15 protein-coding genes are annotated in these 14,009 nt (G+C 64.0%); 10 read left to right on the top strand and 5 right to left on the bottom strand.

Annotated elements, in window-relative coordinates:
* The first annotated feature begins 26 nt into the window (after positions 1 to 26).
* From ccoN to H145_RS0106815, 10 genes are all read left to right on the top strand, one after another.
* Positions 27 to 2,234 carry a cytochrome-c oxidase, cbb3-type subunit I gene (gene ccoN / locus H145_RS0106770; RefSeq protein WP_026351311.1) on the top strand — a complete coding sequence of 736 codons (2,208 nt, stop codon included), beginning with the start codon at positions 27 to 29 and terminating at the stop codon, positions 2,232 to 2,234.
* Between the two features lie 186 nt (positions 2,235 to 2,420).
* Positions 2,421 to 2,642 carry a hypothetical protein gene (locus H145_RS20295; protein ID WP_019947385.1) on the top strand — a complete coding sequence of 74 codons (222 nt, stop codon included), beginning with the start codon at positions 2,421 to 2,423 and terminating at the stop codon, positions 2,640 to 2,642.
* Positions 2,636 to 3,016, top strand: coding sequence for a hypothetical protein (locus H145_RS24010; RefSeq protein WP_019947386.1), 381 nt, complete (start codon positions 2,636 to 2,638; stop codon positions 3,014 to 3,016). The genes H145_RS20295 and H145_RS24010 overlap by 7 nt, the downstream gene beginning before the upstream one ends.
* Positions 3,010 to 3,918: a cbb3-type cytochrome c oxidase N-terminal domain-containing protein gene (locus H145_RS20300; protein ID WP_019947387.1), complete on the top strand. Its 909-nt coding sequence runs from the start codon at positions 3,010 to 3,012 to the stop codon at positions 3,916 to 3,918. The genes H145_RS24010 and H145_RS20300 overlap by 7 nt, the downstream gene beginning before the upstream one ends.
* Positions 3,919 to 4,095: 177 nt before the next feature.
* Complete coding sequence (gene ccoG / locus H145_RS0106790; RefSeq protein ID WP_019947388.1) at positions 4,096 to 5,511, top strand: cytochrome c oxidase accessory protein CcoG; 1,416 nt, start codon at positions 4,096 to 4,098, stop codon at positions 5,509 to 5,511.
* A 216-nt stretch (positions 5,512 to 5,727) separates the two neighbouring features.
* On the top strand, positions 5,728 to 6,225 hold the full coding sequence (locus H145_RS0106795; RefSeq protein ID WP_083937705.1) for a FixH family protein: 498 nt from the start codon (positions 5,728 to 5,730) through the stop codon (positions 6,223 to 6,225).
* A 140-nt stretch (positions 6,226 to 6,365) separates the two neighbouring features.
* Positions 6,366 to 7,094 carry a sulfite exporter TauE/SafE family protein gene (locus H145_RS0106800; RefSeq protein ID WP_019947390.1) on the top strand — a complete coding sequence of 243 codons (729 nt, stop codon included), beginning with the start codon at positions 6,366 to 6,368 and terminating at the stop codon, positions 7,092 to 7,094.
* Positions 7,095 to 7,195: 101 nt separating this feature from the next.
* On the top strand, positions 7,196 to 8,122 hold the full coding sequence (locus tag H145_RS0106805; RefSeq protein WP_019947391.1) for a universal stress protein: 927 nt from the start codon (positions 7,196 to 7,198) through the stop codon (positions 8,120 to 8,122).
* A 144-nt stretch (positions 8,123 to 8,266) separates the two neighbouring features.
* The gene (gene hemF / locus H145_RS0106810) at positions 8,267 to 9,193 is read left to right on the top strand and encodes an oxygen-dependent coproporphyrinogen oxidase (protein ID WP_019947392.1); all 927 of its coding nucleotides are present in this window, start codon (positions 8,267 to 8,269) and stop codon (positions 9,191 to 9,193) included.
* Positions 9,194 to 9,251: 58 nt separating this feature from the next.
* On the top strand, positions 9,252 to 9,947 hold the full coding sequence (locus H145_RS0106815) for a hypothetical protein (protein ID WP_019947393.1): 696 nt from the start codon (positions 9,252 to 9,254) through the stop codon (positions 9,945 to 9,947).
* Positions 9,948 to 10,138: 191 nt separating this feature from the next.
* On the opposite strand, the gene H145_RS0106820 is transcribed toward H145_RS0106815, so the two are convergent.
* From H145_RS0106820 to H145_RS0106840, 5 genes are all read right to left on the bottom strand, one after another.
* Positions 10,139 to 11,245: an alkene reductase gene (locus tag H145_RS0106820; RefSeq protein ID WP_019947394.1), complete on the bottom strand. Its 1,107-nt coding sequence runs from the start codon at positions 11,243 to 11,245 to the stop codon at positions 10,139 to 10,141.
* A gap of 206 nt (positions 11,246 to 11,451) precedes the next feature.
* Positions 11,452 to 12,057 (bottom strand): superoxide dismutase, encoded by a 606-nt coding sequence (locus H145_RS0106825; protein ID WP_019947395.1) that lies wholly within the window; start codon positions 12,055 to 12,057, stop codon positions 11,452 to 11,454.
* Between the two features lie 183 nt (positions 12,058 to 12,240).
* On the bottom strand, positions 12,241 to 12,687 hold the full coding sequence (locus H145_RS0106830; RefSeq protein WP_019947396.1) for a nucleoside deaminase: 447 nt from the start codon (positions 12,685 to 12,687) through the stop codon (positions 12,241 to 12,243).
* Positions 12,688 to 12,801: 114 nt separating this feature from the next.
* A complete protein-coding gene (locus H145_RS0106835) occupies positions 12,802 to 13,368 on the bottom strand; it encodes a hypothetical protein (RefSeq protein WP_019947397.1) in 567 nt (188 codons plus the stop codon).
* A 124-nt stretch (positions 13,369 to 13,492) separates the two neighbouring features.
* Entirely contained in the window at positions 13,493 to 13,957 is a 465-nt protein-coding gene (locus H145_RS0106840; RefSeq protein WP_019947398.1) for a hypothetical protein, read from the bottom strand.
* Positions 13,958 to 14,009: the final 52 nt, after the last annotated feature.

Here is a 14,009-nt window from a genome sequence, read left to right on the forward strand (position 1 = left end):
CATTCTTTACTTAGTCAGTCCCCTCCATGCAAGCCGCAACACCGCTACCGCCGGCCGCGTCCGACTCCGTCCTGGTTCATCCCGACCAGGAGCGGGCCGTGGACACCTTCTTTTATGACAACCGGATTGTCCGCGACTTTGGCCTGGCCACGGTGTTCTGGGGCATTGCCGGGATGTTGGTGGGCATCATGGCCGCCTTCCAGCTGGCCCAGCCCGATGTCAACCTGCACACCTCCTTTACCACCTTCGGGCGCATCCGGCCGCTGCACACCAACGCCGTGATTTTCGCCTTCGTGGGCAACGGTATTTTCATGGGCGTTTACTACTCGCTGCAACGCCTGTGCAAGACGCCCATGTACTCCAAGGCCCTGAGCAAGCTCCACTTCTGGGGCTGGCAGCTCGTTATCCTGAGCGCGCTCATCTCCCTGCCCATGGGCTTCACCACCAGCAAGGAATACGCCGAGCTGGAGTGGCCCATCGACATCCTCATCACTATTATCTGGGTGGTGTTCGGCTGGAACATGTTCGGCACGATTGCCAAGCGGCGCGAGCGGCACCTGTACGTGGGCATCTGGTTCTACATCGCCACCTTCCTGACGGTGGCCGTGCTGCACATCGTCAACTCGATGGCCATTCCGGTGAGCTTCATGAAGAGCTACTCGGCCTACGCCGGCGTGCAGGATGCGCTGGTGCAGTGGTGGTACGGCCACAACGCCGTGGCCTTCTTCCTGACCACCCCTTACCTGGGTTTGATGTACTACTTCCTGCCCAAGGCCGCCGGCCGGCCGGTGTACTCGTACCGCCTGAGCATTATCCACTTCTGGTCCTTGATTTTCATCTACATCTGGGCCGGTCCGCACCACCTGCTCTACACCTCGCTGCCCGACTGGGCGCAAAGCCTGGGCGTGGCCTTTAGCGTGATGCTGCTCGCGCCCAGCTGGGGCGGCATGATCAACGGCCTGCTGACCCTGCGCGGGGCCTGGGACAAAGTGCGGGAGGAGCCGGTGCTCAAGTTCCTGGTGGTGGCCATCACGGCCTACGGCATGGCCACCTTCGAGGGCCCCATGCTGAGCCTGAAGAACGTGAACGCCATTGCCCACTTTACCGACTGGATTGTAGCGCACGTGCACGTAGGGGCTTTGGGCTGGAACGGCTTCCTCACGTTTGCCATGCTCTACTGGCTGTGGCCGCGCCTCTACCGCACGCCGCTGCACTCGAAGAAGCTGGCCAACCTGCACTTCCTGATTGGTACGCTGGGCATCCTGTTCTACGCCATCCCGATGTACTGGGCCGGCTTCACGCAGGGCCTGATGTGGAAGCAGTTCAACGCCGAGGGGATGCTGCAGTACCCCAACTTCCTCGAAACCGTGCTGCAGATTGTGCCCATGTACTACCTGCGCGGTATCGGCGGCATCCTGTACCTGAGCGGCGTGTTCCTGATGGTGTACAACCTGGTGAAGACCGCCAAAGCCGGCTCGCTGCTGGCCGAGGAGAAGGCTCAGGCCGCCCCGCTGCTGCCCGCCGACCAGGACCCCCACGCCAACGAGGGCCACTGGCACCGCTGGATTGAGCGTCGTCCCTTCCAGATGGCCATCTGGGCCACCGTGGCCATTGCCATCGGCGGGGCCGTGGAGATGGTGCCCACCTTCCTCATCAAGAGCAACGTGCCCACCATTGCGGCCGTGAAACCCTACTCGGCGCTCGAATTGCAGGGCCGCGACCTCTACATCAAGGAAGGCTGCTCGAACTGCCACACCCAGATGGTGCGCCCGTTCCGCTCCGAAACCGAGCGCTACGGCGAGTACAGCAAAGCCGGCGAGTTTGTGTACGACCGCCCCTTCCTGTGGGGCAGCAAGCGCACCGGGCCCGACCTGCACCGCCTCGGCGGCAAGTATCCGCACTCCTGGCACTACAACCACATGCTCGACCCCACCAGCATGTCGCCCGGCTCCATCATGCCGCCCTACCCGTGGCTGTATGAGAACGAGACGGACTACGCCGAACTGCCGGCCAAAATCAGGGCGCTGCAGAAGCTGGGCACGCCTTACCGCGCCGGCTACGATAAGCAGGCCGAAGCCGACGCCCGCCGCCAGGCCGACCAGATTGCGGCCGACCTGAAGAAAGAGGACATCGACGTGAAATCGGACAAGGAGATTGTGGCCCTCATTGCCTACCTGCAGCGCCTCGGCACCGACATCAAGGTGAAGCCCGTCGCCGAAACGGCCGGCCAGTAAGCCGGAACGGCCCCCCGGCCAAGGCACAAGAGCTTAGAAGAACGTCATTCAGAGCGCAGCGAAGAATCTCGCTTGATGCTATTGAACAATCAGCAGTGCAACGAGTCCGAGCGAGATTCTTCGCTGCGCTCTGAATGACGCCCCTTCAGCCCCCAAGTCCCTCAGTTCCCTAACACCCCCTTCGTCATGCATAAAGAAGTGTTGCGTTCGATTGCCGGCATCGAGATATACCCGCTTATCTCGTTCGTCATATTCTTCCTGTTCTTCCTCGGCCTGCTCGTGTACGTGCTCATCGCCAACCGCCAGCACCTGCACGATATGAGCCAGATGCCCCTGCGCCCCGACGCGGCCGACGCCGCCACCGACGAGGCCGAAGCCGCTGCCTTTTACAACGCCAAGCCATGGTAACCTGCCCGCTCCTGACCGCCGCCGGCCCCCGCCGCGTGCTGCTGCTCGCCGCCGGCCTGCTGGCCACCCTGCCCGCCGCCGCCCAAACGGCCCCCGCCGCCCCCGCCGCTGCCGCCGCTGGCCCCAACGTGCTGCTGTGGCTGCTGCTGGCCGGCCTCGGCGTGGTGGGCGTGATGCTCATCATGACCGTCGGCTCGGCCGCCTCAGCCATGCGCTGGCAAGCCGAACAGGCCGAAACCGAAGCCGCCGCCGCGGCTCCGGCCAGCGCCCTGGCCGTAGGGCTGGCCCCCCCAGCTGCTCCGGTAGTGGCCGCGTCGGCTCCGGCCGCCGTGCCCGTTCATTCATTCGAAGTCGAGGAACCTGTTTTATGCTAACGCTCTTTTCTCTGCGCCGGGCGCTGCTGCCGGCCGCCCTGCTAGCCCCCGCCCTGGCCGCCGTTGCCCAGGATGCCGCGCCGGCCGCCGATGCGGCTGCGGCAGCCGCCCCCACCGCCGCGGCTTCGGGCGGCCAATTGATGCTGTTCTGGTTTCTGCTGGCTACGCTGGCGCTGGTGCTGCTCGTGTTCGGTTTGCTCTTCGTCTTGATTGTGGTCAAGATGAAGCCCCAGCTGCGCGCCCTCTATAACCTGCCCACGGTGCACGACACCTGGAGCGGCAAAGTGTTGGGCCTGCTCGTGGGCGACGCCGCCCTGCTAACCGGCAAAGACAAGGACGAGCTGATGGGCCACGCCTACGACGGCATCACCGAGTACGACAACGACCTGCCGCCGTGGTGGAAGTACGGCTTCTACTTCACCATCGTGTTTGCCATCGGCTACATGGTGTTCTACCACGTCACCTACACCGGCGATTTGCAGCTGGCCGAGTACGAAACCGAGATGCAGCAGGCCGCCCTGCTCGTTTCGGCCGACGACAACGACCCCAACAAGCTCACCACCTACACCGCCCTCACCGCGGGCCCCGATATAGAAGCCGGCAAGGCCCTGTTCGTGACCAACTGCGCGGCCTGCCACGGCACCGAGGGCGAGGGCAAAGTAGGCCCCAACCTCACCGACGACTACTGGCTGCACGGCGGCGAAATCAACCACGTGTACAAAACCATCAAGTTCGGCGTCACCAGCAAAGGCATGGTGGCCTGGAAGGGCAAGCTTTCGGGCAAGCAGATGCTCCAGGTAGCCTCCTACATCGAATCCATCCGCGGCACCAACCCGCCCAACGCCAAAGAGCCCCAGGGCGAGAAGGAAGCCCCCGCCGGCGCCCCCGTAGCCGCCCGCTAGGCAGAACCATACGCAAGAACCGTCATGCTGAGCGAAGCCGGAGGCGAAGTCGAAGCATCTCGCGTGCTGACGTTGCCACGCTAACTCTTGCGTCAGGATTAGCACTGCACGCGAGATGCTTCGGCTACGCTTTGCTTCGCTCAGCATGACAGTTTAAGCCCCTTAAACATACCCCTCATGTCCACCGCTCCTTATCAACCCGACGACTCGTTCCGCGACTCCATCTCGACGGTGGATGCCGAGGGCAAGCGCGTGTGGCTGTACCCCAAGAAACCCAGCGGCCGCCTCTACGAGGCCCGCAAGTGGATCAGCTACGGCCTGCTGGCCCTGCTGTTTGGCGGCCCCTGGCTGCGCATTAAGGGCCTGCCGGTGCTGATGCTCAACTTCCCCGAGCGGAAGTTCATCATCTTCGGCCAGATCTTCTGGCCCCAGGATTTCTTTATCCTGCTGATTGCGGCCATGGCCTTCGTGCTGTTTATCTACCTGTTCACCATCGTGTACGGGCGGGTGTTCTGCGGCTGGGTGTGCCCCCAGACCATCTTCATGGAGATGGTGTTCCGGCGCATCGAGTACTGGATTGAGGGCGACGCGCCCCAGCAAAAGGCCCTCGACCGTCGGCCGCTCGACTGGGACAAGCTCTGGCGCAAAACGGCCAAGCACGTCATCTTCCTGGCCCTGTCGTTCCTGATTGCCAACACGTTCCTGGCCTACATCATCGGCACCGAAGCGCTCATCCAGATTATCACCGACCCGATAACGGCCCACCTGGGCGGCCTCTCGTCGATGGTGCTGTTCACGGGCGTGTTCTACTGGGTGTTTGCCCGCTTCCGCGAGCAGGTGTGCACCATTGCCTGCCCCTACGGCCGCCTGCAGGGCGTGTTGCTCGACAAGGACAGCCTCGTAGTAGCCTATGACTACCAGCGTGGCGAACCCCGCGCCAAGCTGCGCAAAAACGAGGAGCGCCTCGCCGGCGACTGCATCGACTGCCACCAGTGCGTGCAGGTGTGCCCCACCGGCATCGACATCCGCAACGGCGCCCAGCAGCTCGAATGCACCAATTGCACGGCTTGCATCGACGCCTGCAACAACATCATGGAGCTGGTGAACCTGCCGCCCAACCTCATCCGCCACGCCTCGGAAAACGACATTGCCCGCGGCACCAAATTCCGCCTCACCGGCCGCATGAAGGCCCTTTCGGGCGTGCTAGGCGTGCTGACTATTGCGCTGGGCTTCCTGCTGCTTTCGCGCTCCAACGTGGCGGCCACCGTGCTGCGCACGCCGGGCCAGCTCTACCAGAAAACCGAGCAGGGCACTATCCGCAACCTCTACAACATCTCCGTCATCAACAAAACCAACCAGCCCTACCCGATTTCGCTGCGGGTGCTGGAGCCGGCTGGCGGCACGCTCACGGTGGTGGGCGCCCCCGAAGGCGGCCTGCGTCTGCCCGCCCAGGGCCTCACCGAAAGCGTGTTTTTCGTGGAGCTGCCCCGCGCCGCCCTGCACGAAACCAACCAGCCCCTGCGCATCGGCATCTACAGCGGCGACGAGCTCATCGCCGAAACCAGCACCAAGTTCCTGGGCCCGGTACAGTGAGTTGGTGATTTGGTGAAAAGAACGGGTCATGCTGAGCGAAGCGGAGCATCTCTACCGCTTCGTTGCAGGCGCCGCGCCTCACCCCCCGGCCCCCTCTCCGAAAAAGGAGAGGGGGAGCCAGCCGACAGAGTTAGCATTGCCCGCGAGATGCTTCGGCTTCGCTCAGCATGACACCGTTCTTTTTCAAATACCTACTACCCTATACTCCTTAGCCCTATGTCTCAGCATCTCACTTCCCCCAGCCTCATGGCGCAGCAAAAGACTTCTTACTGGCCCTATTACATCATTGCCACGTTCGTGCTGTTTGCCGGCTACATCGGCTATATGGTGCAGCAGGCCATGCGCACGAGCGTTGATTTGGTGAGTGCCGATTACTACCAGCAGGAGCTGCGCCACGGCCAGCGCATGGAGGCCGTGGCCCGCGCCAACGCCCTGCCCGCCCCGGTGCAGGTGGCGCTGGATGCCGCTGCGCACCGCCTCACGCTGGAGCTGCCCGCTTCGCTGCGCGGCCAGGCCGTGGAGGGCACGCTGCAGTTCTTCCGCCCCTCCAACCAAAAGCTCGATTTCACACTGCCCTTCCAGCCCACCGGCGAGCCCGCCCGCCAGCAGCTCAACACCAGCCGCCTGGCGCCCGGCCTCTGGCGCCTGCGCGTGCAGTTCACTGCCAACAACCAGCCTTATTTTTTGGAAGAAGTGCTGTCGATTGAAGAGTAGAGCAACGTTGCGCCTCACCCCCCGGCCCCCTCTCCGAAAAAGGAGAGGGGGAACCAGCCGACAAGGGCTACTGCTTTGGCTGCGCATAACCGGGCCCTGAAACATCAACTCACCACCTCACCATTTCACCACCTCACCGCATGCTCTGGGCCGGGTTTTTATTCGGGTTGATTGGCAGCTTCCACTGCGTGGGCATGTGCGGGGCCATTGCGCTGGCGTTGCCGGGCGCGGGGCAGTCGCGCGGGCGCTACGTGCTGGGGCGGGTGCTCTACAACCTGGGCCGGGTGACGACTTACGCCACGCTGGGGGCGGTGGCCGGGGGGCTGGGGCAGGGCCTGCAGCTGGCCGGCTGGCAGCAGAGCCTGTCGCTACTCTCGGGCCTGCTGATTCTGGTGCTGGTGTTTACGCCCGAGCGGTATCTGAGCCGGGCGGCCGGGGCGCTGGGCCTCGCGCCGGTGCTGGCGAAAGTGAAAAATCGGCTGGCCTACTTCTACCAGCAACCTACGCTAGGCGCACTGTATACTACTGGCCTGCTCAACGGCCTGCTGCCCTGCGGGCTGGTGTACCTGGCCCTGGCCGGGGCCCTGAGCGCGCCGGGCTTGGCGGGCGGCGCGGCCTACATGGCTTTGTTTGGGCTGGGCACGCTGCCGCTGATGCTGGCCCTCTCGCTCACCGGGCACCTCGTGCCGCTGGTGTGGCGCGGGCGGCTGCGGCGGGCCGTGCCGGTGCTGGCCCTGGGCTTGGCCGCCCTGTTCATTTTGCGCGGTTTGGGGCTGGGCATCCCGTACCTGAGCCCGCAGTTGCCCGCCGCCACGGCCGCGGCCGCCCCCGCCGAGCGGCCCGCTACCACCGTCACCATCTGCCACTGAGTTCATTCCCCGATTCATTCCTGATGCTGCGCTGGCCGCTGGTGGCCGTGCTTTCTCATCAGCCATTCTCCTCTCTCCCACGCATCCTTTCCCGCCAGCCCATGAAAACCCTGCTCGTTTCCCTCGACCACACTGCCGCCGCCGAGCACACCCTCGCCTACGCCAACAAGCTGGCCGTGCGCTGGCCCGCCGAAATCGTGCTGCTCTACTGCCACCCCGCGCCCGCCGAGGCCCAGTCGGCCACCACTACGGCCAGCGTGCTGGCCGCCGAGGAGCAGCGCCTGCGGAGCCTGGTTGAGCGCCTGCGCTACCAGCAGCTCACCCGCCAGGACGGCCGCCGCATTCGCTACCGTTACCGCCTGCACAGCGGCTGCCTCCACGATTACGTGCGCGCCGAGGCGGCCCGCTGCGCGGCCGATATGCTGGTGATGGGCCTCGAACACGTGGACTGCGGCCGCGCCGAAGCCCCCGGCAACCACGCCGCCGCCATCCGCGAGCTGGTCGATTGCCCGGTGCTGATTGTGCCGCCGGGCCGCCGTTCGTTGCCCAACCGCCTGGTTTTCGCCGCCGATTTCAGCGCCCTGCCGCTGGCCGTGCTGCCCCGCGCTTCGGCTTTGGCCGAGGCCTTCCCGGCCCCGCTGGAGTTGGTGCAGTTCTATGCGCCCCAGGAGCGAAGCCGCCGCCGCGCCCTGCAGCTGGCCCTAGGCCGCGCCGCCGCCCAGCTCACCTGGCCGGCCATCAACCGCCACCTGCTCGAAGACGACGCCCCGCTGGAAGGCACCGGCGACTTCTGCGCCCGCACCCAGGCCCAGCTGCTGCTGATTGCGCCCGCCAGCCAGGCCGAGCTGCTGCGCTACTTCGATGCCTGCTACACGGCCACCCGCGCCTACCACACCTGCATTCCGGTGCTGGTGCTGCCCGCCACCGCGCCGGCCGCCGCCGTTACCTGCTGCGACAAATGCGCCGAGCGCCTCGCCCAAACGGAGTCTCAAACGCCCCGCACGCTGGCCAAGATAGCCGGGCTGTAGAGACGCGTATTCGCGTCTCGTCGTTGCTGACGCTGGGCGTCCAACACCTATCTGTTCTGCTGCCGGTCGTTCAACGACGAGACGCAAATACGCGTCTCTACACCGGCCTGAATACTCTATCATCACCCCAAAGCTTACCCCGCTATGTCAACCCTCACCACTTCCGCCCACGACCTTATTCCGGCCCGCACTGCGGTGGAAAGCTGGATGCGCGAATTTCAGAACTGGCTATGCCGGCAGCTCGAAATGGCCGATGGCGGCGCCACTTTCCGGCAGGATGCCTGGGAGCACGAGGGCGGCGGCGGGGGCCTGACCCGCGTTATCAGCAATGGCGACGTGCTGGAAAAGGGCGGCGTGAACTTCTCGGCCGTGTCGGGCCGCATGAGCGACGCGGCGGCCCGGCAGCTGCTCATGCCCGACCCCGGCTACTTCGCCACCGGCGTGAGCGTGGTGCAGCACCCGCGCAGCCCGCTGGTGCCCATTTCGCACATGAACGTGCGCTACTTCGAGGCCGGCAACGGCGAGGCCTGGTTTGGCGGCGGGCTCGATTTGACGCCCATTTACGTGGAGGAGGCCCAGGCTCGCTGGTTTCACGAACAAATCAAAATCAGCTGCGACCGGCACGACGCCAGCTACTACCCGCGCTTCAAACAGTGGGCCGACGAGTACTTCTTCCTGCCCCACCGCCAGGAAACCCGCGGCGTGGGCGGCATCTTCTTCGACCGCCTTACGGTGGGCCGCGACGGCTCGTTCGAGGAGCTGTTTGCCTTCGTGCAGGACGTGGGCGAGGTGTACGGCCGCACCTACGCCGAGCTGATGCGCCGCAACCGCGACCAGCCCCACACCGAAACCCAGAAGCAGTGGCAGCTGGTGCGCCGCGGCCGCTACGCCGAGTTCAACCTGGCCATCGACCGGGGCACCAAGTTCGGCCTCGAAACCGGCGGCCGCACCGAAAGCATCCTCATGAGCCTGCCGCCCCAGTGCGAGTGGCACTACGATTTCCAAATAGCCCCCGACTCGCCCGAAGCCGCCACCCAAGCCTGGCTCCGCAAGGATGTAGCGTGGGTGTAGGGGCGGGGTAAGCCCCACCGCATACCGTTCTTTCTCCTCGACTTCTAAACCTCCACTTATGCGCTTTCCTCTGCTACTCCCGGCTCTGGCCGCTTTCCTGCTGACTGCCTGCGGCGACACGAAAAACCCCAACGGCATGCCCGACGAGCCCCGCGCCACGGGCCAGGAGGCCCAGGTGCTGACCTCGGCCGACGTGCCCGACCCCGACCCGGCCACCGTCGGCACCGAAAAAGCCGTGCTGCCCGCCGATACCAGCGTGGCCGGCGCCTGGGTGATTCTGGAAGGCAGCCTGCGCGGCCACGATGCCGAAACCTTCAACCAGCTCATCGACCCCGAGTACGGCCTCTGGCTGTTGGAGCAGTCCGGCGGTAAACCCCAGATTACCCGCGTGGCCGACGTGAAAAACCTGCTCACCCAAACCGATAAGCCGCTGTTCAGCCTCGACAAAAAGCTGATGGACTGCCCGACGCCTCAGGTAGTGGAACGCCTGCCCGAACCCAACTGCCCGGCCGGCACTTTCGCCCAAAAAGGCTGCTTCAACGGCCCCTCTACCCAGTTCCGGGCCCAGGATTTCTGGCAGACGGCCACGCTAAACCAGGCCACCCGCAACCAGGCCCAAGCCGCCGTGGGCCGTTGCGTGCGCGGCGTACTGCAAACCACCACCGGCTACCAGTTCCACTTCTCTAAATCGGCCGGGGCCGGGGGCCGCTGGCGCATCGTGTTCATCGACCTGCGCGGCGCCTGCGCTAAGTAGAGCTAGCTACAAGCTGCGAGCTGCGAGCTGCAAGCCACAAGCCGCCAGCTGACCGGCCGCTGTCATCCTGAGCAAAGCGAAGGACCTTATCCCGTTAAAACGAGTCGTTGTTACGATGTCGTTCTAACCTGATAAGGTCCTTCGCTTTGCTCAGGATGACGGTTTTTAGCTAACAGCTAACAGCTAACAGCTCAGGACACCTGTGCCTCGGCCAGGGCCGGGTAGTCGGTGTAGCCCTGGTGCAGACCCTCGGGGCCGGGGGCGTAGAAGGTGGCCTGGTCGCCCTGGGTCAGCTCGGCGCCGGCTTTCATGCGCTCCACCAAATCGGGGTTGCTGATGAAGGGACGTCCGAAGCCGATAAGGTCGGCGCGGCCGCTCTGCAGCTCGGCTTCGGCGCGGGTGGCGTTGTAGTCGCCGCTCAGGATAAGCGTGTTGGTGAAGGCACGGCGGAGGCGCGGCACAGTTTCGGCCACGGCGGCCGGCGCGTCGGGCGTTTCGGGGTTGATGAGGTGCAGGTACACCAGGTTGCGGCGCTGCAGCTCGGTGGCCAGGTACTCGTAGAACTCGTTCACGCCCTCGTAGGTGCCCATATCGTTGAACGTGCCCCAGGGCGAGAGGCGCAGGCCGGTGCGCCCGGCTCCGATGGCGGCCACCACGGCATCGGCCACTTCCAGCACGAAGCGGGCGCGGTTTTCGGCCGAGCCACCGTACTCGTCGGTGCGCTGGTTGCTGTGGGGGTTGAGGAACTGTTCGAGCAGGTAGCCGTTGGCCGCGTGCAGCTCCACACCGTCAAGCCCAGCCTCCACGGCCAGCTTAGCGGCCTTGGCAAACTCCTGCACCAAGTCCTTCACCTCGGCGGTGGTCAGGGCGCGGGGCGTGGGGTGGGGCTGCATCTGCTGCTGGTCGGTCCACATCTGGCCGGCGGCGGCCACGGCCGAGGGCGCCACCACTTCGGCGCCTGCGGGCAGGTTCAGGTCGTGGCCGATGCGGCCGGTGTGCATGAACTGCACGAAAATACGGCCGTCGCGTGCGTGCACGGCGTCGGCCACCAGCTTCCAGCCGGCCGCCTGCTCTTCATTGAAAAGGCCCGGAATGCGGGCGTAGCCCAAGCCGTTGGCGGCCGGCGCCGTGCCCTCGGCAATGATGAGGCCGGCCGAAGCGCGCTGGCCGTAGTACTCGGCCACCAGCGGGCCGGGCACGTTGCCCAGCGAGCGGCTGCGCGTCATGGGAGCCATTATGATGCGGTTGCGAAGGGTAAGCGGCCCGAGCTGGGCGGGCGAAAAGAGCTTGTCAGACATGGAAAACAAAATGATGTAGATACATTGATTGCCCTTAAAGTCAGTTTCGCCCCAAAAGGTTTGCGGCCCGCGTAAAAATCAGCCACAAAAAAGCCTCCGCCCCAAAAAGGAGCGGAGGCTTTTTTGTGGTCGTTGCTGGCTATGCGGTGCTATCGGCGCCGGTAGGCTTGAGCCGAAAAACGAAAAACAAGCAACGAAAAACGAAATTAAGCGGCCTGAAAGCGCTGGTTCACCTCATCCCAATTGATGAGGTTGTAGAACGCCTGGATGTAGTCGGGGCGCTTGTTCTGGTACTTAAGGTAGTAGGCGTGCTCCCACACGTCGAGGCCCAGCAGCGGGGTGCCTTTGCAGCCGGTGTCGGGCATGAGCGGGTTGTCCTGGTTGGGCGTCGAGCAGATGCTCAGCGAGCCATCCGACTCCTTGCAGAGCCAGGCCCAGCCCGAGCCGAAGCGCGTGCCGGCCGCCTTGGTGAATTCTTCCTTGAACTTCTCGTAGGAACCAAACGACTTGGTGATGGCCTCGGCTACGGCGCCGGTAGGCTCGCCGCCGCCGTTGGGGCTCAGCACCTGCCAGAACATAGAGTGGTTCCAGTGGCCGCCGCCGTTGTTACGCACGGCCATAGGGGCCGCCGCAATGTTGCGCATCAGCTCATCCAGGCTCTTGCCTTCCATATCGGTGCCGGCAATGGCGTTGTTGAGGTTGGTGACGTAGGCCTGGTGGTGCTTGTCGTGGTGAATCTGCATGGTTTGCGCATCAATGTGCGGCTCCAAAGCATCAAAAGCATACGGAAGGGCGGGCAGTTCGAAAGCCATAGTAGAAAGGGTTAAGGGTTGAGATTTAGTAGTGAGTAGCTGGTATGAAGTAGTGAGATGATGTTTGTTTTGTCCTGATGGGTTATCTGAACATCATCTCACTACTCCATACCAGCTACTCGATACTACCTATATACAACCCCGGCGCGGGGGCCAGGGTTACGGCAGCGGGCTAAAAGTAGCCTATTTCCGCTTCTGAGCGAAAAACTCCCGCATCAGCTCCTCGCTTTCGGCGGCCAGTACGCCGCTCACCACCTCGGCCTTGGGGTGCAGCAGCCGGCCGTGGCGGCGGTAGCCAAACTTGGGCTCGGGGGCCCCGAACACCACCCGCCGCACCTGGGCCCAGGCGCTGGCCCCGGCGCACATCACGCAGGGCTCCACCGTTACGTAGAGCGTGCACTCCTGCAGGTATTTGTTGCCGAGGTGGTTGGCCGCGGCCGTCAGGGCCAGCATTTCGGCGTGGGCCGTTACGTCCTGCAGGCGCTCGGTCTGGTTGTAGGCGCGGGCGATGATGCGCTTATCGAGCACGACCACGGCCCCAATCGGAATTTCGTCCTCGGCCAGCGCGTAGCGCGCTTGCTTGAGCGCCTCCCGCATATACTGCTCGTCGGAATACAGGGAAAGGGTCATCTTTAGGGCTTAGGGACTTAGGTGTTAGGGCTTAGGTGATATTCAGGCTTGTGGTTTAAAAGTGTAAAATGAAACGACATCTAAGCCCTAACACCTAAGTTCCTAAGCCCTGAATTATTTCATCACCACGCTTTCCATGGCCGCCCGGGCGATGGGCTGCCACTTGGCCTGCTCCTGGGCGGGGGCATCGAAGGTGAACACGAAGAGCTGCTCGCCCTCGATGGCGTACTGCACCAGCTGGTACTTGCGGATGGCAGCCAGGTTGCCACCGCGCCGGTTGTCGGTCACGGTCGAGACGAACTCCAGCACCACGAAGTCGCGCTTGTTGATGGTGTGGATGTCTTCACGCAGAAACTGCACCTTGCCGTACATGTTCTGGATGCTGGCCTTGTAAATTTTGAGCAGCAGGGCGTAGTCGCGGTTGCTGAAGTTGGTGGGCTTCTGCGTCACGCTCAGGCCCACCTGCCCATTGGGGCTTGTGAACACGGCCAGCGGACGGCGCTGGGCCGGGTACTTGGCGGCAATGCCATCGTCGGGCAGGGGCGCAAAGCCGTCGGGTACGCCCATCGTCAGGTTCTTGGCGATGGTAGTTTTCTTGAGGCCGGGACCGGCAAAAGCCAGCAGGCCCAGCAGCAGGCCCAGCAGCGGTACGAAGCGGAAAAAACGCGAAACAGAGTTCATAGCAGAAGTAAGAAGGCGGCCGGCCCAACCGGGCCCGCCAGAAACGCAAAGCTCCGAAGCCCAAACGACTTCGGAGCCTCAACCAGTTGCACGCCCCGCCGAAAGGGCCGGGCCACGCAGGCCGCTAGCGCCGCTTTTTGCGGGCCACGGGCGCGGCAGGGTACTTTACCATCACCTTTTTCCAGTACACGTAGTTGCCGGTTTTGGCCTCCACCAGGTAGCTGCCGGCCGGAATCCGCCCCAAATCAACCGGCGCGCCGGTGCTGGTTTGCGGGTCGAGCGGCGTCGAGTAGATGGCCTGCTTCTTATAGTTGGTGACGGTGAGCATGCCGGGCTGGGTGAACTGCTGGGTGAAGCTCAGCATGATGCTCTTGCCCGTTGAGGCCGGAAAAATATCGATGCCCGACAGCGTTTCCACCCGCCGAATCGGCCCGTCGAGCACCAGCGGCTCCACGTCGGTTTTGGTTTTCACCTCGGTGCCGTTGGCGGCCTTGGTTTTCATTTTGATTTTGGTCGGCGCCGTCTGGGCCTGCACGGTGGAGAAGGCAAGCAGCGAAGCGGCGAAAGCGAGGAGGAGAGGGCGTTGCATGGCAGGGAAAATCGGAGTCAGAAACAGGACTGCCGGGCCTAATACAGAAGTC

The organism is Hymenobacter aerophilus DSM 13606 (genome assembly GCF_000382225.1).
In the GTDB taxonomy this organism is placed as follows: domain Bacteria; phylum Bacteroidota; class Bacteroidia; order Cytophagales; family Hymenobacteraceae; genus Hymenobacter; species Hymenobacter aerophilus.